This is a genomic window from Candidatus Krumholzibacteriia bacterium, assembly GCA_035649275.1.
GTDB lineage: Bacteria > Krumholzibacteriota > Krumholzibacteriia.
Genome location: DASRJW010000010.1, coordinates 25,751 through 46,017, shown reverse-complemented (window position 1 = coordinate 46,017; position 20,267 = coordinate 25,751). Strand labels below are relative to the sequence as shown.

Below are 20,267 nucleotides of genomic sequence, written 5' to 3'. Positions count from 1 at the left end.
GGGGAGGGAGGGGAGGGGCGCAACGGGCCTGGATCACGCAGGGCCGGGGAGCACCGGTTCCGGGCCTTGCGGCGGCGCCGGCTTCGCGAACCATTGCTCCCGCGGCACGACCTTCGGCTGCTCCGGATCGCCCTCGTAGGCCGGGGTCATGATCTGGACCCCGTACTCGTTGAAGACGTCCAAGATGTTCTGATGCAGCGCCGTGTAGAGCTTCAGCATGAGCTGCGGCTGGTCGCAGTAGGCGTTGATCTCGTAGGTGACGCAGAAATCCCCCAGCCCTTTCTGCAGCACGAAGGGCGGCGGTTCTCGCAGCAGTCCGGGCGTGCGCTCCGCCGCCAAGAGCAGCATGGCTTCCACCTGGCGCCAGGGCGTTTCGTAACCGATGCCCACCGTGGTGTGCAAGATCAGCCCCTGCTGTCGGGCCAGAGTGCTGTAATTGATCACGTGGGTCTGCAGGATCGTCGAGTTCGGGATGACGACTTCTTCGTTCTTGGTGGAACGCACGTGCGTGACCATGACCCGCATCTCGGTCACTTCCCCGAGCACTTCGCCGATGCGCACTCGATCCCCCGGCTTGAAGGCACGGCGGTAGGTCATGGTGTAGCCGGCGATCATGTTGGAGATCACCGAAGACGACCCGAGGGAAAGGATGATGCCGAGGAACACCGACAGACCCTTGAACGCCGCGGTATTCGAGCCGGGGATGTAGGGATAGGCCACGATCACGGTGAAAACCAACACCAGGAGGCGGACGATCTTGTAGGTGGGCATCGCCCAGTCCGGATCGAATCCGGCGAAGGTCAGAGTCTGGTGCTGGATGCCGTGGAAGAAGAGGCGGGTCACCTTGAGGACGTAGCGCGTGACCACGATGATGAGGGCGATGAAAACTAGATTGGGGATGGAATCGAGGACGGCTCGTCCCATCATCCGCAGCGGATCGACGAGCAGCGAGCCACCGCGCGCCGCCAAGGCGCGGGTCCAAGGGTAGATGCCGAGGACGAATTCCGCGTAACCCACCACGAGTGCCAGGAGCGCCACGACCCGCACCAGGCGCAGGAGCCCGAGCAGGACGACCCAGACTTGCTCGGCGTGGATGACTTGGAAAGTCTGGATTTGCAGTCCCCGCAGCCGCGTCCGAAAGCGGCGTTCGATGACGCCGTCCAGGTGCCGAAGCCCGCGTCGAATGACGAACAAGCCGAGAATGAAGAGCAAGGTGGCGACAGCGACCCAGGCGGTCTTGCGCAAGAGGACGCGGGGCTCTCGGTCGTGCCGATAGGTGAGCACGGCGCTCGCCATCCGGTTGCGGACGGCATGGGCCAGGTTGGAACGGGAGACGTCCTCGACCACCGCATCCTCGTCGTAGACCCGCATCAGGATCATGTCGCCAGCGACGATGCGGAAGTGGTCGCCGAACTCGACGACGCGGAGCGAATCGACGGGGAGGGCGGCATTGCCGGCGAAGTTGCGGAGGCGGCCCGCGATGGCATCGGCCCGCATTTCCGCCGGGAAGGTCGCGACGCCGCGAACGCGGAACAACTCCTCGCCGTTCAGCTTGACCGGAGCCGTGGGCACGAGCGCGTCGGCGTCGGCGCCCTCTCCAGGCGGAGCCGCAGCGGCACGGCCGCAGAGAGTCGGCAACGCCAGCGTCCCGAGCATGAAAGCGAGGCACACCCAGTGGTGAGTGGCAAGATCCAGCAACCTTGAAGCAGAAAGCGACCGGCGCCGACGAGCCGCGCGGGTGGCGCCGAAGAGCGAGCCGGCGGCTGCGGGCGAAGAGCGGGAGCTCATCCGTGATGTCCCTGGTGGCGCTGGGGCGCCCATCACTCCAGCCCGGGCAGCCTAGCATCCGGGGCCGGGAGGGCGCCACTCGTGGGCTTGCGCGCCGACGACCGCCCACTCACTTTGCGGCGTCGAGGAGGATGGTCTTGAGCGTGGCGTAATTCTCGGGTTTGGAGAGGTCGTAGTTCGTGAGGTTGACCACCTGCCGCACGCGGTTCTCCACGTCGAGGATCACCACGTCGCGCCAGCGCACCGCCCAGCGGCCCCAGACGTTCTGGTCCGCCGTGTCCTGCAGCCAAGGGAGGACCCGGCCGAAGCACATGTCACCGTTGCCGCTTTCCTCTCCGGTTTCGTTGAGGCCGAAGATGTGGACCGGCAATGTGGGGTTCGCGGTGTTGATTTCCTTCTGCATCTGATCGAGGTAGCCGAACTGGCTACGACAGTAGCCTCAGGTAGCGTGGCCGAAGTACCAGGCGGAGATCTGCCCCACGTACTGGCGGGGCGACACTTCCTGACCGTTGAGAGGGGAATTCGGGTTCACGTCGTGCAGCGTGAAGTCCTGCATGATTCCCTCTGGTGGGGGCCCGAAGGGCATGTCGTCCTCGCACGCCAGCGGCGCCAGGAGCGAGGCGAACAAGGCGAGAAGGACCGGGATGCGGCGGACCGGTGGTAGGGCGCGAGATCGGATCGACAACCGTCAGCCTCCTTGGGGAAGCCGGGACACCGCTGCCAGCGGTCCGCGGCTTCCACCACAAGTATAACAGCGCTGCCGGCCCTCGGAGAACCACGGGACACCGAGCCTGACATCCCTGACAGGAAGGCAGGCGCGCTGTTGTATGCTCTTCGCGCCTCCTGTGCCACGTAGGCCAGCCGGCCGGAGGAAGCCGCAGAGGGAGCAACGTGCCCGAGTCGATCGGTCGCTTCAAGATCGTGGAGAAGCTCGGCGAGGGCGGTATGGGTATCGTCTATGCTGCCGAGGACGAGAGTCTCGGACGACGCGTAGCCTTGAAGAAGCTCCGGGAATCGCGGGATGCCGTGGCCCGCCAGCGGTTGCTGCGAGAAGCCCGCGTGGCGGCGAGCGTCAACCATCCCAACGTCTGCCAGGTGTACGAGATCGGCGAGGACGCCGACGAGCTCTACATCGTCATGGAGCTGATCGATGGCGAGCCCCTCGAAGTCCGCATGGGGCGCGGCCCCCTCGCCCTGGGCGAGGCCCTGCAAGCCACCCTCGAGATTCTCTCCGGCCTGGAGGCGTTGCACCGCCTCGCTCTCGTGCATCGGGACATCAAGCCATCCAACGTCTTCCTCACCCCGCACGGGGCGAAGCTGCTGGACTTCGGCCTGGCCCGGCCGCTGGACCTGAACGGCGACACCCTGCATCTCACCCAGACCGGGATGGCGGTCGGCACTCCACGCTACATGGCACCGGAACAATGGTCGGGCGAGACGGTGACGCCGGCGAGCGATCTCTTCTCCCTCGGCGCCCTCCTCTTCGAGATGCTCACCTCCCAGCCTGCCTTCCCAGGCAAGACGATCGTGGAGACCTGCGAGGCGATCACGCGCCGCCAGCCACCGGCGCTTTCCGGCGGTGCCGCCATCGTGGCAACGGACCGGGTCATCCAGCGAGCGCTGGAGAAGAAACCGGCGGACCGTTACGCCAACGCCGCCGCCATGGCACAGGAGGTGCGGTCGGCCCTGCTTCTCTTCAGCACACCGGAAATGCCCCTGGTGCAGCGGACGACGCGGTTCATCGCCTTGCCCTTCCGGATCCTGCGCGCCGATGCCGACACGGACTTCCTGGCCTTCAGCCTCCCCGATGCGATCACCTCCTCCCTCGCCGCGCTCGAGTCCCTGGTGGTGCGCTCGAGCCTGACGGCGGGCCGCTTCGCCACAGACGCTCCTGACCTGCCGCGCCTGGCGAAGGAAGCCGAGGTGGACGTGGTCCTGCATGGCACAGTGCTCCGTGCGGGCGAGCAGCTGCGTGTCGCGGCGCAGCTGGTGGCGGTGCCCGCAGGCACCGTCTTGTGGTCCAAGACGCTGCAGGTGCCGCTCGGCGATCTCTTCCAGCTGCAGGATTCCCTGGTGCACCAGATCGTGGATTCCTTGGCTGTGCCGCTCTCGGCGCGCGACGAGCGCCGGCTGGACCAAGAAGCGCCCCGCAGCAGCCGCGCCTACGAGCTGTACTTGCGCGCCAATCAGGTGATCGTCTCTTCGGTGCAGTCCTCCACCTTGATGGCGGCGCGTGACCTGTATCGGGCCTGCCTCGCGGAAGATCCAGACTATGCTCCGGCTTGGACGCGCCTGGCTCGGGTCTACCGTCTGATGGCGAAGTTCGGCCATGCGGAGGCAGGGGAATACAAGCAGCGCGCCGAGGAAGCCTTCGACCGCGCCCTGCAGCTCGATCCGGATCTGTCCATCGCGCACAACTACGTCACCTACCAGGAGGTGGAGTCGGGGCGCGCCGTCGAGGCCATGCGGCGCTTGGTGCAACGCGGTCTGGAGCAGGCAGCGGATCCCGACCTCTACGCCGGCCTGGTGGTGGCCTGCCGCTTCTGCGGCCTGCTCGAGGCCTCCGTGGCGGCGGATCGGCGCGCCAAGCGGCTCGACCCCAACATCGCGACCAGCGTGCACTTCACCTATTGGATGCAAGGTGACTACGAGCGCGCCATCGCGAACGACAGCGAGAAGCCGGCGTTCCTCCGCAGTCAGGCCCTGGCCATGATCGGACGCGAAGCGGAGTCCCTCGCCGCCCTGCGGGAACTCGAGAGCGGCCATTTCGAAGGCCTGAGGATCCGTGTCATGTCATCGACGCGGGCGGCGCTGGAGCTGCAGCGCGAGGAATGCCTGACGCTCGTCGAGGGGCTGCAGGGAAGCGGATTCCAGGATCCCGAGGGCATCTACTTCATGCTGCGCAACCTCGCCCGTGTGGAGGAAAAGAAGAAAGCTCTGGAGCTCCTGGCGCAGGTGGTGGAACGGGGCTTCTGGTGCCCGACGACCCTGGAGCGGGATCCTTGGCTCGACAGCCTGCGAGCCGAGCCGGAGTTCGTCCGCCTCCTGAAGCGCGCCGACGAAGGCCGTCGCGCGGCGGCCGCGGCCTATACCCGCGCCGGTGGCGAGCGTCTCCTGGGCGTCCCGGCACTCTAATGTAGAGAGGCGTCTTGGTGAGGGGTGTGTGGAGTGGCTTGCGGCCGTGTTCGCCGGCGGCGCTGGTCACGATGTCACCATCCCAGGCTGTGCGGGGCAACTGTCTGGCGTGCGGCCTGCAAGCACGTGATTCGGGCCTGCGTCGAAAGCACCTGCAGACCGCTTCGCTCCTTGTCCCGTCCTTCCCCATGGCACACCGTTCCATGCAATGAGTCCCTGGCACAGTGATCGCATCCATGCGATTCGGGTACTCAGCTCAACGTCACGACTCCGGTGTCCGCCAGACCGTGGCGAGCGCCGTGCGGGGCGGATTGGCTGAGAGCGATGGGATGGGGGTGGCGTGCCGTGAAGCACCTCCTCGGGTGGCAAGAAGGACGCCTCGAAGGCGTACTGATCCTCCTGGGTCTCCTGGGGATCGTCCTGGCAACGGACTGCCCCAAGGAACTACAGCCAGGTGATCCCCTCCCTCGATTGACCAAAGAACAATTGGACGAGTTCGAACGCGGCCGGGTGGTGTTCGAGCGCGTCTTCGCCGAGGAGACCGGCCTGGGGCCGCTCTTCAACGCCGAATCGTGCGCCGAGTGTCACGAGGATCCGGTGACCGGCGGCGCCGGCGACGAGATCGAGCTGCACGCCTCCTTGTTCCATGAAGCCGGCATGGCGACGGTCGCTGGGGTCACACCGGGCGGCGTCGACGGCTTCTGCGATGCTCTGGTGGACAGCGGCGGCCCCATTTACCAGCTCCGGGCGACGTCCCTCCTGCAGGAAGCTCTCGGCATCACGGCGGAGCCGGTTCCCGCAGGCGCGCAGAAGGCGCAGCGGACGTCGCCCGACATCTTCGGCTTCGGGCTCCTGGATGCGGTGCCCGATTCCGTGCTGCTCTATCATGCCGATCCCGACGACGCCAACGGCGACGGGATCTCCGGCCGGCCGAATCGGTTCTTCGACGGCAGGATCGGCCGCTTCGGCCGCAAGGCCGTGGTGCCGACGCTGGCGGAGTTCAATGCCGGCGCCTTCCAGATCGAGCAAGGTGTGACCACGCCGCAGGCGCCCGAAGAGGGCACCGTCGGGGGCAGGCCGCTGCCGCCGGGAGTGGATCCGGTGCCGGATCCGGAGCTCGACGCGGAGTCGGTGCGGCTGGCGCAACAGTTCGTGCGCTTCCTCGCCCCGCCGCCGCGGGCGAAAGCGAAGCGCGGCAGCACCCGGGGCGAGCAGATCTTCGCCCAGCTCCGCTGCACCGCCTGCCATGTGCCGGTGCTGCGCACCGGAGCGAACGAGGTCAAAGCTCTGGAGTACCGCGAAGTGCGCGCCTACTCGGACCTGCTGCTCCACGACATGGGGCCCGAGCTCGCCGACATCTGCCTCGGCGAAGCGGAGCCCGCGGAGTTCCGCACCGAGCCCCTCATGGGACTGCGCTTCTCCCAGCACTTCCTCCACGACGGCCGCGCCGCCACGCTGGAGGAAGCGATCCGCCTCCACGGCGGCGAAGCCGCCGCGGCCCGCGACGCCTTCCTCGCCCTTACGCCTAAGGAGCGCGCGGCGCTGCTCGCGTTCCTCGCCGGCTTGTGAGCGTCGTCATTTCGGGCGGTAGAGTTCCTTGATGCGTCCCCAGTCGGACGCTTGCACCTCGGCGGGGTTGCGGCGGAGGCGGAGGATGCGGCCGAGGCTGAGCGAGCACACGTAGACCCCGTCGGGCCCGGTCTCGATGTCCGTGATCACGCCGAAAGAGCTTCCCAGCCGGTAGACATCCCGTTCCAGCTCGTTGTCGGCGACGCGGTCGGTCGTTTCCGCCGTGGTCATGACCAGGCTGCTGCGATCGCCGCTCAGTTCGAAATGGTACAGCCCCGAAAAATTGTTATCGCCGACCAGGAGGTCGTTCTCGTAGGCCGCCCCGAGAATGCTGCTGCGGATGAAGTGGAGCGAGGTGACGCCGATGGGACCGAGCCACGAGAAGAGCGGGTCGCCGTAGTGCGAACCCGGTGCCACCCAGACATCCCCGAGGCCCTGGGGATCCCTGCCATCGGGCCCCATGATTTGCACCCAGCCGCTGTTGAAGCCCGCGGGCACGCGGTTGATCTCATCGTAGGCATCGGGACCGTTCTCGGTGTCCCAGAGCACTCCGGTCCGCGGGTCGAAATCGAGACCGAAGCAGTTGCGCACGCCGTAGGCGAACACCTTGGGCATAGACCCACCGAAGGCGAGGAAGGGGTTGTCCGCCGGAACGGAGCCGTCGTCGTCGATCCGGAAGATGATGCTGGTGTCGTCCGGTGGCGGGCCGGCAGGGAGGTTCTGCAGCTGGGTCCTGTGGTTGAGGTCGCCAAGGACGCCGTAGAGCTTGCGGTCGGGACCGAAGAGGAGGATGCCGCCATCGTGATTGGGCCCCCCTGCGCCCGGGAGAGCGAGGATGGGCGCCGGGGCCGAGAGGCTCGTCCCGTCCCAGTGGTAGCGCTCCACGCGGTGGCCAGCGATGGCATCCTGATCCGCGTTGTCCAATCCCGTGCTGCTGGCGCTGTAGTAGAGGTACACGAAACCGTTGCTGGCGAAATCGGGGTGCAGCGCCATTCCCAGGAGACCGCGCTCGCTCCGGCTGTTCACCGCCAGATCGAGCACGGGCCCGACCAGTGCGCCGCCGCGCACGTGCATCACCCTGCCCGTCGCCTTCTCGTCGACCAGGGCCTCCAGGGGTTGCCCCGGCAGCTGGGGGAGGAGGGCTATGGATGTGGGTTGCGACAGGCCGGCGACCCAGGTGAGCACCTGCAGGGCGGGATCGTTCAGAGACTGCGCCCGGAGCGCCGGGACGGCGGTGGCCAAAGCGGCGCCCGCGACGAAGAGCCGGAGCGATGCCTTGTCGAGGTTGCCACGATGTCGAAGCCAGCGCCTCGTCGCCTGCATGACGCGGCGAGTCTAGCACGCCGGCACGGAGGGACGCGAAAAGAAGGCGCGGCCGTCTCGAGACGACCGCGCCGGGGGTGAGTCGGGATCGGGATACCGGCTCTACTGGAACAAACTCTTGACCTGTGACCACGTCGACGGTGCGACGGCGACGAAGCCACACGAGGTGCCGGAGCAGCTCGTGCTGTTCACTGCCGAGGTGAAGGCCACGGGCTCGTCGCCGCCCAGGGCCGGGTCCCCTTGCTCCAGGGTCAAGCACACCTGGGTGAATGCGGGCGCGTCGCAGAGCGTCACCGACGGGCAGCTGAAGCTCGGGTTGGAGGGCGTGCTGTGCATCCGCACCTTCGCCTCGTGCTGCGTCGTCATGGCCATGACATGGATAGTACCCAGGGGGATCTTGTCGCCGGCGAGGCCGGTCACCGTCTGGCAGGACGAGAACGACATGAAAAGGCCGCCGCCGCTGCCATTGTCGATGGGATCCCCGCTGTTGAGGACGACCCCGCCCGCCGGGTTCCAGACGAAGCCGACCCCCGAGGCGCTCGGCTCGATGGAGACGCGGAACTCCGCCCCGGTGAAGCCCGCGGCGGTGGCGCCGGCAGTCACCAGATAGAGATAGAAGCGGCCGTTGCCCGACGAGTTCATTGTGATGCAGCAGTTCGTGCCGGCGGCGTCTCCGAAGACGCCGATGTACCCGTTGTTGGGGGGCGCGGCGACGGCGCTTCCCGGGAGCAGCGACGCGACTGCAAGGAGCACAAGGAACAGAGTGCGAGACATGGCAGGGAACCCCCTGGTGAACGAGCTCACGATCCTCGTGCATCGCTTGTCTGGAGCTCGCAAATGCGGCGCAGGAATCACCTCGTGTCGCTCCCTGGGGCTTTCGCCTGGGAGTACGCACCGCAGAACAAGCCTCGTGCCGCAGAGCAAGGCGCAACGGGGGGAAGCACGGTGGCACGGCATTCCCCTCCGCGGCATGACCGAGCCCGTGCGTTCCGAGCGCAGCGCTGCTCAAGCTGCCAGAAGGCGGGAGGAGAGAGTGAGTATGCTGAGGCGAGCAGCACAAGCCATTCCATGGACGCTCGGGCTGAAGATTCGGGTCGGTCGCGGGGTAGAATGGCTCGGCGTCTTCCGTAGGGTGACGAAGGCGCCCGCAGGAGCCGGGCAGGTTGGAGGGTGTGGGTGAGTCGCATCGCGCTCATCGACTGGAACGTCGCGGCGGCGGCGGCAGGTCTCGAGGCTCTGCGACGCGCTGGCCACTCCGTGCAGCCCGTGGTGCCGGCGGATGCCGCCAAGCTGCGCGGGCTTGCCAGTCGGCCGCCCGAAGCCATCGTCATCGATCTGGCGCGGCGTCCGGCGGAGGGGCGCAACGTCGGCGTCTGGTTGCGCCAGCGCCGGGTCACTCGTGCCGTGCCGCTCCTTTTCGTGGGTGGCGAAGCCGAGAAAGTGAAGCAGATGCGCGCCCTGCTCCCCGACGCGGTGTACACCCAGTGGCGCGGCATCCGCGCGGCCTTGCGGCGCGCCCAGCGGGAGGCGCCGCGGCACCCCGTGGTTCGCGGCAGCATGGACGCGTACTCCGGGACGCCCTTGCCGAGGAAGCTGGGCCTGCGCCCGGAGATGCGCGTGGCCCTCCTCGGTGCGCCGGTGGATTTCGCCTCCACCCTGGGGGAGTTGCCGGAGGGCGTGCGCTTCCAAGCACAGTTGCGCGGCGCGCCGCCCATGGTCCTGCTCTTCGCGCGCTCCCAGGCCGATCTGGCGCGCCGCTTCCCGGCCGCAGCGCGCGCCCTCGCCACCGGGGGGAGCCTCTGGATCCTGTGGCGGAAGAAAGCTTCGGGAGAAGCGACCGATCTGGGCGAAAAGGAAGTGCGGGAGTTCGGTCTCTCCCGTGGCTTCGTGGACTACAAGATCAGCGCCATCGACGCGACCTGGTCCGGCCTGCGGTTCGCGCGCCGACGGAACGCGCTCAGGGGGAGTCGCCGTCGGGGGTCTCGCGCACGATGACCAGGATGGCGTCGTGGGGCACGACGAAGTAGTTCTTGCCCTCGAACGTGATGTCCACGCTGGCCTTGCGGAAGAAAAGGGCATAGTCGCCGACGCGGGCTTGCATGGGCAGGTAGCGCGGTTCCCGTCGCAGGCGTTTCCATGGTTCGTCGTCCGCGGTCTCGAGCGGCCCCACCGGCACACCGGGCCCGAGGGCGACGACCCGCCCGCCCTGGACGGCGCGGGAGTCCACCGCCGTCTGCGGCAGGTACAGCCCCACGTGCGTTCGCTCCTCGCCCGCTTCCGGTTCGACGAGGACGCGATCGCCGACGACGATGAGTTCCTTCTTCACACGACCTCCAAGCATCCCGGCATGGACGGGGCGGCGTAGGGCCCGGCGACATTATATAGAGTACGCGCTCGGTGGTACGGCTCGGTGGGTCGACGGCGGAGGCCGTGTGGCGTCCCTGCGTGACGACTCCTCCCCCGACGAGGGTCGCCGGCCCGGAGCCTGCCGGCACGCGGCGTGAAAGGGCGGTGTCCCCTCTCCCTCCCGCGAGAACTCGGCGAACCGGGAAAAATCGGTTACCCTGGAAGGCTCATGAATCGCTCGCTTGCAACCTCGAAACGGACGCGCTCTTGCCGCGGCACCCTCGGCGCTCTCGTGCTGATCGCCTTGATCGGCTGCGAGAGCAAGGACAGCATCGTCGACCCCGAACCGGCGGCGCCGCTGTTGCCGGCCCACGTCACCGTCGTGGACGGTCACGTCCGCTGGAGCACCGACATCGAGTCGCGGGGGAGCGTGCGTTACGGCTTCACCAGCGCCGACCTCGACCACGTGGCCTACCCAGTGGCTGCAGGCCGGCGCGACCGGGCGTTGCTCCGGGAGCACGAAGTGCCCTTGCTCGATCTCAGAGCCGGACGGCGCGTTTACCTGCAGACGGTGGACGAAGCTCCCGGGGGACCGGTGTCGCACTCGGACCTCGGTTCCTTCGAACCGGGAAGCCTGCCCGTCCCCGCGCTGCTCACCGCGACGATGATCCACATCGGCTTCGGCGACAGTCACCTGATCACGCTCCCTAACGGCCGGCGCGTGCTCATCGATGCGGGCGAGCGCGGCGCTGCCGGCGCCGTGGCGCAGTATCTGGACAGCCACGGCGTGACCACCCTGGACGCGGTGCTGTCGACCCACGTGCACATCGACCACCTGGGTGGGTTGGTGGGCGCCTTCGGCGACTTCGGGGACGGCATCCTCTCCCGGCGCCCCGCGGTCTTCCTCGATTCGCCGGAGAAATCGTGGTCGCGCGATGCCTACAGTGAAGCCATGGCCACGCTGGCGCAGGCGGGCGTGCGCCGCGCCGTCTTGAGCCGCGGCCAGACCTCGGCGACCCAACCAGAGCTGGCGTGGGACGAGCGGGTGCTGGTCACCGTCCTCTCCAGCGGCAGGCTGCCCAGTTACGTTCCGGACCGGGCGCGGGAGAACGACGACATCAACAACGATTCCATTGTTCTCAAGTGGAGCTACGGCGAGGTCGACTTCATCATCGGCGGCGACGCCGAGGCCGCCGCCGAGGCGAGCATGCAGCAGGCCTTCCCGCTCGCGACCCTCGAGGTGGAGTACTACAAGGCGCATCATCACGGACTGCCCGACGCCTCCACGCCCGGCTGGCTCGCGGTACTCAAGCCCCGCGTCGGCTTCATCCCGAATACGCAGCTGGTCTGGAGCGGCAACCTGGCGGACGCCCTCGCGCGCACGAGCAGTGGCCTGCAGGCTTTGGGCGCCGACGTCTACGTCATCGACGAGGCACCGAGCCTCGGGCGCTCCCGGAGCAGCGGCGTACAGTACAACGTCAGCTTCGTCACCGACGGCGTGAGCTACGAGGTGCGCCTCGAACGGGCCACGCAATCGGTGCCGCTGAAGCCGGCAGCACCCTGCATCCACGACGATCCGGATCTGCAGGCTCTCTTCGGCGCCACGGCGCCCGCCTCGGAGGTGCTTCCATGAGACGCGGCGCTTCGCCGCACCGGGTGGCGGCTGTCGCCGCCGCGATCCTCGCTGCGACCGGGAGCGACAGCGCCCCCGTTCTCTCCCTGTCCCAAGCCAACGCTGCTGCCGAAACGCCGGGAGGTACCTTGGATCGATTGGCCACCGCCTTCTGGGAGGCGCACCTGCGGTCGGAGCCGCTGGAGGCGACGGCTCTCGGCGACCGGCGCTTCGATCATCTCCTCCCCGACGTCACCCCCGAGGGCCGGGCGCGGGTGACTGCAGAGCTCCAGCAGATGCGCGAGGCCGTGGTGGGTCTCGATCTGGGCCTTCTGGACCCGGAGCAGCGCGTCACCGCCTCGATGCTGCTCGAGGTCATCGAAGGCAAGCTGGCGACACTGGAGTGCGATTTCCAGGACTGGGTGGTGGATCCGCTGGACGGGCCCCAGGTCGCTTTCCAGAACCTCCCGGCCATGCAGAGCATCTCGACGCCGGCGCAGGGCCGGGCGATGGTGCAACGCTGGCGCGCCATGGGTCCCTTCATGGATGCGCACGTCGCCAACCTGAGAACCGGCCTCGCCCAGGGCAGGGTGGCGACGCGGCAGCAGGTGGAGCGCGTCCTGGATCAGCTCGACGAGGTCGAGGCCAAGGATCTGCAGAGCTGGGCGCTGCTCTCGCCCCTCGCCACCGCGCACAGCGGCTGGCCGGCGGCAGCGCAGCGCGGCTTCGCCGACAGCCTCCAGGCCGCGGTGCGCGACGTGGTGCGGCCGGCGTTCCGGCGCTATCGCGATTTCCTCCGCGCCGAGGTTCTGCCGCGCGCCCGCCCGGCGGGGCAAGTGGGGCTCAAGAACCTTCCGGGCGGCGAGGACTGCTACCGGGCGATGGTGCGCAAGCACACCTCCCTCGCCCTCAAGCCGGATGAGATCCACAATTTCGGCCGTTCCGAAGTGGAGCGGATCATGGCGGAGATGCGCGTCCTGGGCCAGCGCGTCTTCGACACCTCCGATCAAGCCGAGATCCTGACGCGCCTGCGCCGCGACGCGAAGCTGCACTTCGCCACCCGTGACGAAGTGGAGGCGAAGGCGCGCGACACTCTGGCGCGGGCCCAGGCGGCGGTGCCCCGGTACTTCGGTATCCTGCCGCAGGCGCGCTGCGAGGTGGTGCGCATGGAGGCGCACGAGGAGAAACACTCCACCATCGCCTACTATCGGCAGCCGGCGATGGACGGCTCACGGCCGGGCCAGTACTACATCAATACGTCGGCCCCGGAAACGCGCCCGCGCTACGAGGCCGAAGCGCTCGCCTTCCACGAGTCCGTCCCCGGGCACCACCTGCAGATCGCCATCGCCCAGGAATTGAAGGGAGTGCCGGAGTTCCGCAAGCACATGGGATCGACGGCCTTCGTCGAGGGTTGGGGCCTGTACACGGAGCAGCTCTGCGACGAGCTGGGTCTGTACAGCAGCGATCTCGACCGGATGGGCAAGCTGAGCTTCGAAGCCTGGCGGGCCTGTCGGCTGGTGGTGGACACGGGCATGCACGCCTACGGCTGGACCCGGCAGCAAGCGATCGACTACATGGTGGCCAACTCGGCGCTGGCGGAGAACAACATCGAAAACGAGGTGGACCGGTACATCACCTGGCCCGGTCAGGCGCTGGCCTACAAGATGGGCCAGGCGGAGATCCTGTCGCTGCGCGAGGAGGCCAAGAAGAGGCGCGGCGCGGCCTTCGACCTGCGAGAGTTCCACGATGTCGTGCTGCGTCACGGCGCGGTGACGCTCTCCACCTTGCGCGACATCGTTCTCGAACATTACGCCGGTTCGGGGCAGTGAAACCGTAGGCGCCGATCACGAGCACGACGCGCGCTCTGGGCCATGGCAGCGAACGGACCGATCATGCCTTGCATCTCGAGATTGCAGCGTCTTCTCATTCTAGGGTTCCTCGCCGCCTCCGTCCTTCCGATCCAGGGCACCGCCTTGACCCTCGTCCTGGAACCGAAGCGTGACAACACCTTGTACGAGAGCCCGACGGGAAGCATCAGCAACGGCGCCGGCCAGTTCTTCTTCGCCGGCAGGACGCTCGCCGGCGCCAGGCGCCGGGGAGTCCTGGCCTTCGATCTTTCCTCCATCCCGCCGGGGACGGCGGTAGACAGCGTCGCCGTCGTCCTCTCCATGTCCCGCGCCCAACCGGGAACGCATCAGGTCGGCTTGCACCGCCTGCTGGCCGACTGGGGGGAAGGCACCTCGGACGCTCCGATGGAAGAGGGAGGAGGGACGGCCAGCACACCGGGGGATGCCACCTGGATCCATCGTTTCTTCGACACCACATTGTGGACGAATGCAGGCGGCGACTTCGTGCCGACGGCGAGTGCGAGCCTCGGCATCGGCAGCACCGGCTTCTTCACCTGGTCCTCCCCGGCGTTGCGCGCCGATGTGCAGCAATGGGTGGATACGCCGGCGAGCAACTTCGGTTGGCTCGTCCACGGCGACGAGAGCGGTGGCGAGACCGCCAAGCGCTTCGACAGCAAAGATCACCCGGATCCCGCCGTGCACCCGCGGCTGCTTCTCTACCTCCAACCTGCCACGGACACGGCAGGCGACGCTCTCGTCTTCCGCCTCCACCCGGGGCGCCCGAACCCCTTCCGGTTTTCGACGACGATCGCCTACGACTTGCCTGGCCCGGGGAACGTGGCCTTGCATCTCCTCGACGCGCGGGGCAGGAGCCTGCGTACGTTCGCCACCGAGCCCGGTCCGGGACGCCACTTCCTCGCTTGGGACGGGCGCGATCGCACCGGCCGCCCGCTGCCCTCGGGCCACTACTTCCTCGTCCTCGAACGCGGTGGCGAACGGCAGGTGCAACGGCTCACCTTGAGCCGCTGAGGGTGCGCGCCCGAAGCAGCGTGTGCACGGCCGGCCGGAGGGAGCTCACCCATGCCCGGGGCGCTCGTGGTCGCGGGCTCAGGAAGCCAGGCTCATTCCCATTCGACTTCCAGCGAACGCGGTGCGTCGGCGAGGAAGAGCCTGAGCTTGCAGCGGTTTTCCTCGTAGTCCTTGGTGACCAGGACTCCGTCTCGCTCCACGAGGCGGTCGCCGGCGAAGTTCTTTCGGACTGCAGCGGGAACCGTCACCTGCACACCGATTTTCGGCGACAGCCGCAAGTGCAGCCGCGACGCGACGCCTTCGAAGAAAACCTCCAGCAGGCCGTCGAAGGGTTTGCCGGTGACATCGAAGTCCACCTCCGCGAGGGGGCACTGCACCGAGACCACCTTGGGTAGACCATTGAGGAGCTCGCGCACCTCGAGGCTGCCGCCGTCGGCCACGAGCTGGCAGCGCTCCAGGGGCACCAGGTTGCGGCGGTGGAATTCCATCTTCAACGCCGCATCGACGCCGATCAGGAGCACCTCCTGGGTGGGGAGATCGCTGAAATCGAAGCTCCCCGCACCGCGTTCGCAGCGCAGGAGGTACTTCGTCGGTGCTGGCGGCGAGAGCAGCAGCTGCCAGCGATGCGCTTCGGGCATCTCCCCGGTGGTGGCGGCGGGCAGCGGTTCTTCGTCGGCGAAGCTGGAATCCGGTGTCGCGGGCAGGTCGAGAAGCACCTGGTCGCGGATGCTGAGGGTCGCGCGCTGGCCGGGACTGAGCTCCACTCGGGGGAAGACGTCTTCCGGATGCGTCGTCAGCTCCAGGAGCTGTTGCGGATTGCCGGCGTAGAGGGTGACGGTGTCCCGCAGGCTGTGCAGCTCGACGGTGAGGGACTGCAGTGTCTTGTACGGAATGACGTACGGCGCCGCGACGCTCCCGGGCACCAGGAAGGCGGTGGCGAGAAGAAGCATCGAGCCGGCGCTCCCGAGAGTTGCTGACCGCGGCATCGCGCCCGCCATCATTCCTCCCGGAAGGCGCGGGAGCGCTGCCCGCGGCCCCTGAAGATCCACCCGAGCACCATTCCCGCCACGAAGCCGCCGATGTGCGCCCACCAGGCGACGCCGGCGCCGGCGCCTTCCCCGAGCCCGAGGCTCAAGGTGCCGCTGAAGACCTGCAGCACGAACCACATGCCCAGCACGATCAGCGCCGGCAGCTCCGCGACACGGATGAAGATGCCGAGCGGGATCAGGGTCAGGACGCGGGCCTTGGGGAACATGACGAGGTAGGCGCCGAGGACCCCGGCGATGGCGCCGCTCGCACCGATGGAAGGCACGATCGAGGCGCGATTCGTGAAGGCGTGCGAAATCGTCGCGAACCAGCCGCAAAAGAGATAGAAGGCCAAGTAACCCAGGCGGCCCAGACGATCCTCGACATTGTCCCCGAAGATCCACAGGTAGAGCATGTTGCCCAGCAGGTGTCCCCAGCCGCCATGCAGGAACATGGAGACGAGGACGGAACGTCCATCCCCCACCCAGTTCCCAGGGGCGAAGTACTGGTGCGGAACGAAGGCAGTGCTCATGAGCCAGCCCTCGAGCCGCGGGCCGAGCTGCATTTCGTAGAGGAAGACCAGCACGTTCACGGCGATGAGCATCACCGTGACCACGGGGAAGTGGCGCCGCGCCTGGATGTCGCGCAGCGGCAGGACCATGGAACGCCTCCGTTGCCGCGGCGCAGCGGCGGCTGCCCGCCGCGAGCGAGCCTCGCGCCGTGGCTCGCGATCAGCCCGCGCCACGCATTCTACGCTGATCCTTGCGGCGTCACCATGTGATAGGATGCGTCCACCGGGTCACACACGGGGCAGGTGTTCCATGCGGATCGCGGTTCCCACGACGCTGTGCCTCCTTCTCGCGCTCGCCCACGCCAGCGACGCCGCCGACCGGCCGCTCGGCCGCGACTTCACCATGCGCTCTCCCACCATCGCCACGCACGGGATGGTGGCGAGCGAGCACCCGCTGGCGAGCCGCATCGGCGTCGAGATCCTCGAGGCCGGCGGCAGCGCGGTGGATGCAGCCATCGCGGTCAATGCCGCGCTCGGCTTCATGGAGCCCACCTCCTGCGGCGTCGGCGGCGATCTCTTCGCCATCGTCTGGGACGCGAAAACCCAGCGCCTCTACGGACTGAATGGCAGCGGCCGCGCCGGCAGCCGTCTGCCTCTGGAGGATCTGCGTCGCAACGGCGAGCGCATGCCCCAGATGGGCGGGGTGCCGGTCACGGTGCCGGGCGCGGTGGATGCCTGGTTCACCTTGCAGGCGCGCTTCGGCAAGCTTTCCATGCGCAAGCTGCTGGAACCGGCCAGCCGTTATGCCCGCGAGGGTTGCCCGGTGCCGCCGGTGATCGCCTACTACTGGAGTCGGGCGCCGCAGCGCTTCGCCGAGTATCCCGAGTTCCTCGCCACCTACTGCCCCGGCGGCAAGGCGCCCCGCGCCGGCGACGTCTTCCGCAATCCCAATCTCGCCGCCACCTACGACCGCATCGCCAAGGGCGGGCGGGATGCTTTCTACCGCGGCGACCTGGCGCAAAGCATCGTCGCCGCGGTGCAGCGCGCCGGCGGCGCTTTGACCAAGGAGGACATGGAAGCGCACACCTCCACCTGGGTGGAACCGCTCTCCACCACCTACCGGGGCTACCAGGTCTGGGAGCTGCCGCCGAACACCCAAGGCATCGCGGCGCTGCAGATGCTGAACATGCTCGAGGCCTACGATCTCGCCGCCATGGGGCACAACAGCACGGAGGCGCTGCACCTGATGGTGGAGGTGAAGAAGATCGTTTTCGAGGATCGCGCCCGCTACTACGCCGACCCGGAGTTCGCGGCCCTGCCGCTCGAGCGCCTCCTCTCCCGCGTTTATGCCCGGGAACGCCTGGCACTTTACGACCCGCAGCGGGCGAAACGAAGCATTCCGGCGGGAGATCTGCCGCTCCGCACCGGGGACACCACCTACCTCACGGTGGTGGACGCCGAACGTAACGCGGTCTCCCTCATTCAGAGCAACTACTCGGGCTTCGGTTCGGGCGTCGTCCCACCCGGCTCGGGCTTCTGCCTGCAGAATCGCGGCAATCTCTTCAGCCTGGACCCGGAGCATCCGAACGCCTATGCGCCGAAGAAGCGGCCGTTCCACACCATCGTCCCGGCCTTCGTGACCAAGGATGGCAAGCCGGTGTTCAGTTTCGGGGTCATGGGCGGCGACATGCAGCCGCAGGGACACGTGCAGGTGCTGTGCAACATCATCGACTTCGGTATGGACGTGCAGGAGGCCGGCGACGCGGCCCGCTTCTACCATACGGGCTCCAGCGAACCCACGGGGGAGCAGATGGACGATGGCGGCATCTTGCACCTCGAGTCGGGCGTGCCCCCGGAAGTGGTGCGCGATCTGGTGCTGAAGGGGCATCGGGTGGTGCAGAACGTGGGCGGCTTCGGGGGCTACCAGGGCATCTGGATCGACCACGAGCGGGGCGTGCTCCTCGGCGGCACGGAATCGCGCAAAGACGGCGTCGCCCTCGGCTATTAGGAGAAACGACGGTCGATGGAGGCGGCGAAGGTCGCGGCGCTGCGGCAAGAACATTACAACGCCACCGTCATCGGCCGGCGCCGCGTGCACGCAGAGCTCTTCGTGCTGCGCTTGCGTCCGGACGCGCCGCTGCCGGCGTACGAGGCCGGCCAGTGGTTGCAGGCCGGGCTCGGACTGTGGGAACCGCGCCTTCCTGACTGTCCGGCGGAGTCGCTGGCGAACCCGGAGTCCATGCTACAGCGCACCTACTCGCTCTCCTGCGCCATCATGGCGGAAGATGCGGAACGGCTGCTGACGCCGGAGGAGCACGATTGGTACGAGTTGTACATCGGCTTCGACCGTGAGCGGGCCACGGACGAGAGCGGCGCGGCGCTGGCGGCGCGCTTCGCCCTTCTCGAGCCCGGGATGCGCGCCTGGGTGGGGCCCGAGCCGCGCGGCAACTACACCCTGTCGACGGTGCGCGCCGAGGACGACGTGCTCTTCCTCGCCACCGGCACGGGGGAGGCGCCGCACCAGCGCATGGTGTGGGAGCTCCTGCGTCGCGGCCACCGGGGGCGCATCGCCGCCGTGGTCACGGCGCGTCGCCGGGCGGACCTCGGCTACGGCGAGACTCACGAGCGCCTCATGCGCCGCTTCCCGCCCTATCGGTGGCTTGGGGTGCCGACGCGGGAGCCGGGTGTCGGCGGCGGCCGCCTGCAAGCGCTGCTCGCGAGCGGTGCGCTGGAGGAACGCACGGGAATCCGCCTCGACCCGCGGCGCTGTCACGTGTTCCTGTGCGGCCATCCCGGCATGCTCGGGCGCTGGCGTCTCGTGGATGGGCGCAAGGTGTACCCCGAACCCCCGGGGATGATCGAGCTCCTGGAGCGCCGCGGCTACCGGGTGGATCCCCCCGAGGGGGTCCACGTTCACTTCGAACGGTGAAGAAATCTTCGGGCGGGGAGTGCTCCGCCCGCCCTGGAGGGATGCGCATGGACATGCCACGACGACGTCTCGGGAGCACCGGCATCGAAGTGAGCCGGCTCTGCCTCGGCACCATGACCTTCGGCAGCCAGTGGCCGTTCATCGCCATCACCCGGCAACAAGAGGCCAACGACCTCGTCGACCGCTGCCTGGAGGCGGGCATCGATTTCTTCGACACCGCCGACGTCTACAGCAACGGCGAGTCCGAGGAGATCCTGGGCAAGGCGCTCGGGAAACGCCGCCAGCAGGTGATCCTGGCCACGAAGGTCATGCAGCGCATGTCCGAGGCCCCGAACGATGCCGGTCTCTCCCGGCACCACATCCTGAACGGCGTGGACGCGAGCCTCCGCCGTCTCGGCACGGACACGATCGATCTCTACCAGGTGCACTGCTGGGACGCGCGGACACCGATCGAAGAGACGCTGCGCGCCCTCGACGACTGCGTCCGCTGGGGCAAGGTACGCTACCTCGGCGCCTCCAACTTCGCGGCCTGGCAGTTGATGCAAGCCCTTGCGGTGTCCGAGCGGGCCGGCCTGGCGCGCTTCGTCACCTTGCAACCTTTGTATAACGCGGTGATGCGTGACGCCGAGCTCGAGCTCCTGCCCCTCTGCAAGGACCAGGGTCTCGGGGTCCTGCCCTGGAGCCCGCTGGCCGGCGGTTTCTTGAGCGGCAAGTACCGGCGCGGTGCCTCGCCGCCTCAGGGAACGCGGCGGGCGGTGGAAAAGCAGTTCCTCCAGTTCGACGAAGAGCGGGGCCTCGACGTCGTCGAGGTGCTGGCGGCGATCGCCACCGCGCACGAAGGCACGGTGGCGCAGGCGGCGCTGAACTGGCTCCTCGCCAAGGAGCCGGTGACCTCGGTCATCATCGGTGCCCGCGATCGGCGGCAGCTGGAGGACAACCTGGAGGCGGTGCGCTGGCAGCTCTCTCCTGCCGAGGTGGCCCGACTCGACGCCCTGATGCCGCCGCCGCGGCTCTATCCGCAGTGGTTCCTCTCCATGTTCGACCCGGAGGCTTGAGCCACGAAGTTCCGCCGCCTGCCTCCCCGCGCGCTTCCACCCGCGCCTCGACCCTGATCGAGCACCCCGGGCTCGGCAAACTGCCCGCTGCGCCGCT

17 protein-coding genes are annotated in these 20,267 nt (G+C 68.1%); 9 read left to right on the top strand and 8 right to left on the bottom strand.

Going from position 1 to position 20,267, the window contains the following annotated elements:
- Positions 1-33: 33 nt before the first annotated feature.
- The 3 genes from VFE28_00725 to VFE28_00715 all read right to left on the bottom strand — a co-directional run bounded on the left by VFE28_00725 (position 34) and on the right by VFE28_00715 (position 2,473).
- Positions 34-1,656, bottom strand: coding sequence for a mechanosensitive ion channel family protein (locus VFE28_00725; protein ID HZM14499.1), 1,623 nt, complete (start codon positions 1,654-1,656; stop codon positions 34-36).
- 241 nt (positions 1,657-1,897) lie between these two features.
- The gene (locus VFE28_00720; GenBank protein ID HZM14498.1) at positions 1,898-2,191 is read right to left on the bottom strand and encodes a hypothetical protein; all 294 of its coding nucleotides are present in this window, start codon (positions 2,189-2,191) and stop codon (positions 1,898-1,900) included.
- Positions 2,192-2,227: 36 nt separating this feature from the next.
- On the bottom strand, positions 2,228-2,473 hold the full coding sequence (locus VFE28_00715; protein HZM14497.1) for a hypothetical protein: 246 nt from the start codon (positions 2,471-2,473) through the stop codon (positions 2,228-2,230).
- Between the two features lie 206 nt (positions 2,474-2,679).
- Here VFE28_00715 and VFE28_00710 point away from each other — a divergent pair, with 206 nt between their 5' ends.
- A complete protein-coding gene (locus VFE28_00710; GenBank protein HZM14496.1) occupies positions 2,680-4,923 on the top strand; it encodes a protein kinase in 2,244 nt (747 codons plus the stop codon).
- Between the two features lie 345 nt (positions 4,924-5,268).
- On the top strand, positions 5,269-6,492 hold the full coding sequence (locus tag VFE28_00705) for a di-heme oxidoredictase family protein (GenBank protein HZM14495.1): 1,224 nt from the start codon (positions 5,269-5,271) through the stop codon (positions 6,490-6,492).
- Positions 6,493-6,498: 6 nt separating this feature from the next.
- Here VFE28_00705 and VFE28_00700 read toward each other — a convergent pair whose 3' ends face one another.
- Together VFE28_00700 and VFE28_00695 are read right to left on the bottom strand one after the other, a co-directional pair.
- On the bottom strand, positions 6,499-7,815 hold the full coding sequence (locus VFE28_00700) for a PQQ-dependent sugar dehydrogenase (protein HZM14494.1): 1,317 nt from the start codon (positions 7,813-7,815) through the stop codon (positions 6,499-6,501).
- Between the two features lie 102 nt (positions 7,816-7,917).
- Positions 7,918-8,589, bottom strand: a complete 672-nt coding sequence (locus VFE28_00695; GenBank protein ID HZM14493.1) for a hypothetical protein — start codon at positions 8,587-8,589, stop codon at positions 7,918-7,920.
- A gap of 402 nt (positions 8,590-8,991) precedes the next feature.
- On the opposite strand from VFE28_00695, the gene VFE28_00690 reads away from it, so the two are divergent.
- Positions 8,992-9,810, top strand: a complete 819-nt coding sequence (locus VFE28_00690; protein HZM14492.1) for a hypothetical protein — start codon at positions 8,992-8,994, stop codon at positions 9,808-9,810.
- On the opposite strand, the gene VFE28_00685 is transcribed toward VFE28_00690, so the two are convergent.
- A complete protein-coding gene (locus VFE28_00685) occupies positions 9,773-10,141 on the bottom strand; it encodes a co-chaperone GroES family protein (GenBank protein ID HZM14491.1) in 369 nt (122 codons plus the stop codon). The genes VFE28_00690 and VFE28_00685 overlap by 38 nt on opposite strands.
- Before the next feature lie 249 nt (positions 10,142-10,390).
- On the opposite strand from VFE28_00685, the gene VFE28_00680 reads away from it, so the two are divergent.
- From VFE28_00680 to VFE28_00670, 3 genes are all read left to right on the top strand, one after another.
- Entirely contained in the window at positions 10,391-11,794 is a 1,404-nt protein-coding gene (locus VFE28_00680; protein ID HZM14490.1) for an MBL fold metallo-hydrolase, read from the top strand.
- Complete coding sequence (locus VFE28_00675; GenBank protein ID HZM14489.1) at positions 11,791-13,602, top strand: DUF885 domain-containing protein; 1,812 nt, start codon at positions 11,791-11,793, stop codon at positions 13,600-13,602. The genes VFE28_00680 and VFE28_00675 overlap by 4 nt, the downstream gene beginning before the upstream one ends.
- A gap of 81 nt (positions 13,603-13,683) precedes the next feature.
- Positions 13,684-14,649, top strand: coding sequence for a DNRLRE domain-containing protein (locus VFE28_00670; GenBank protein HZM14488.1), 966 nt, complete (start codon positions 13,684-13,686; stop codon positions 14,647-14,649).
- A gap of 92 nt (positions 14,650-14,741) precedes the next feature.
- Here VFE28_00670 and VFE28_00665 read toward each other — a convergent pair whose 3' ends face one another.
- Positions 14,742-15,599: a hypothetical protein gene (locus VFE28_00665; GenBank protein ID HZM14487.1), complete on the bottom strand. Its 858-nt coding sequence runs from the start codon at positions 15,597-15,599 to the stop codon at positions 14,742-14,744.
- Positions 15,600-15,646: 47 nt separating this feature from the next.
- On the bottom strand, positions 15,647-16,336 hold the full coding sequence (locus VFE28_00660) for a rhomboid family intramembrane serine protease (GenBank protein HZM14486.1): 690 nt from the start codon (positions 16,334-16,336) through the stop codon (positions 15,647-15,649).
- Between the two features lie 160 nt (positions 16,337-16,496).
- Here VFE28_00660 and ggt point away from each other — a divergent pair, with 160 nt between their 5' ends.
- The 3 genes from ggt to VFE28_00645 are packed head-to-tail and all read left to right on the top strand — an operon-like array spanning position 16,497 to position 20,170.
- Positions 16,497-18,194 (top strand): gamma-glutamyltransferase, encoded by a 1,698-nt coding sequence (gene ggt, locus VFE28_00655; protein ID HZM14485.1) that lies wholly within the window; start codon positions 16,497-16,499, stop codon positions 18,192-18,194.
- Between the two features lie 15 nt (positions 18,195-18,209).
- A complete protein-coding gene (locus VFE28_00650) occupies positions 18,210-19,115 on the top strand; it encodes a ferredoxin--NADP reductase (protein ID HZM14484.1) in 906 nt (301 codons plus the stop codon).
- A gap of 47 nt (positions 19,116-19,162) precedes the next feature.
- The gene (locus VFE28_00645; protein HZM14483.1) at positions 19,163-20,170 is read left to right on the top strand and encodes an aldo/keto reductase; all 1,008 of its coding nucleotides are present in this window, start codon (positions 19,163-19,165) and stop codon (positions 20,168-20,170) included.
- The last annotated feature ends 97 nt before the right edge of the window (positions 20,171-20,267 follow it).

What these genes read in the sequence shown, in the direction of transcription:
- VFE28_00660 (HZM14486.1), bottom strand. Translation starts at nt 16,336, where the DNA reads ATGGTCCTGCCGCTGCGCGACATCCAGGCGCGGCGCCACTTCCCCGTG.
- ggt (HZM14485.1), top strand. Translation starts at nt 16,497, where the DNA reads ATGCGGATCGCGGTTCCCACGACGCTGTGCCTCCTTCTCGCGCTCGCC.
- VFE28_00645 (HZM14483.1), top strand. Translation starts at nt 19,163, where the DNA reads ATGGACATGCCACGACGACGTCTCGGGAGCACCGGCATCGAAGTGAGC.
- VFE28_00680 (HZM14490.1), top strand. Translation starts at nt 10,391, where the DNA reads ATGAATCGCTCGCTTGCAACCTCGAAACGGACGCGCTCTTGCCGCGGC.
- VFE28_00650 (HZM14484.1), top strand. Translation starts at nt 18,210, where the DNA reads ATGGAGGCGGCGAAGGTCGCGGCGCTGCGGCAAGAACATTACAACGCC.
- VFE28_00720 (HZM14498.1), bottom strand. Translation starts at nt 2,191, where the DNA reads ATGCAGAAGGAAATCAACACCGCGAACCCCACATTGCCGGTCCACATC.
- VFE28_00695 (HZM14493.1), bottom strand. Translation starts at nt 8,589, where the DNA reads ATGTCTCGCACTCTGTTCCTTGTGCTCCTTGCAGTCGCGTCGCTGCTC.
- VFE28_00665 (HZM14487.1), bottom strand. Translation starts at nt 15,599, where the DNA reads ATGCTTCTTCTCGCCACCGCCTTCCTGGTGCCCGGGAGCGTCGCGGCG.
- VFE28_00700 (HZM14494.1), bottom strand. Translation starts at nt 7,815, where the DNA reads ATGCAGGCGACGAGGCGCTGGCTTCGACATCGTGGCAACCTCGACAAG.
- VFE28_00675 (HZM14489.1), top strand. Translation starts at nt 11,791, where the DNA reads ATGAGACGCGGCGCTTCGCCGCACCGGGTGGCGGCTGTCGCCGCCGCG.
- VFE28_00725 (HZM14499.1), bottom strand. Translation starts at nt 1,656, where the DNA reads ATGCTCGGGACGCTGGCGTTGCCGACTCTCTGCGGCCGTGCCGCTGCG.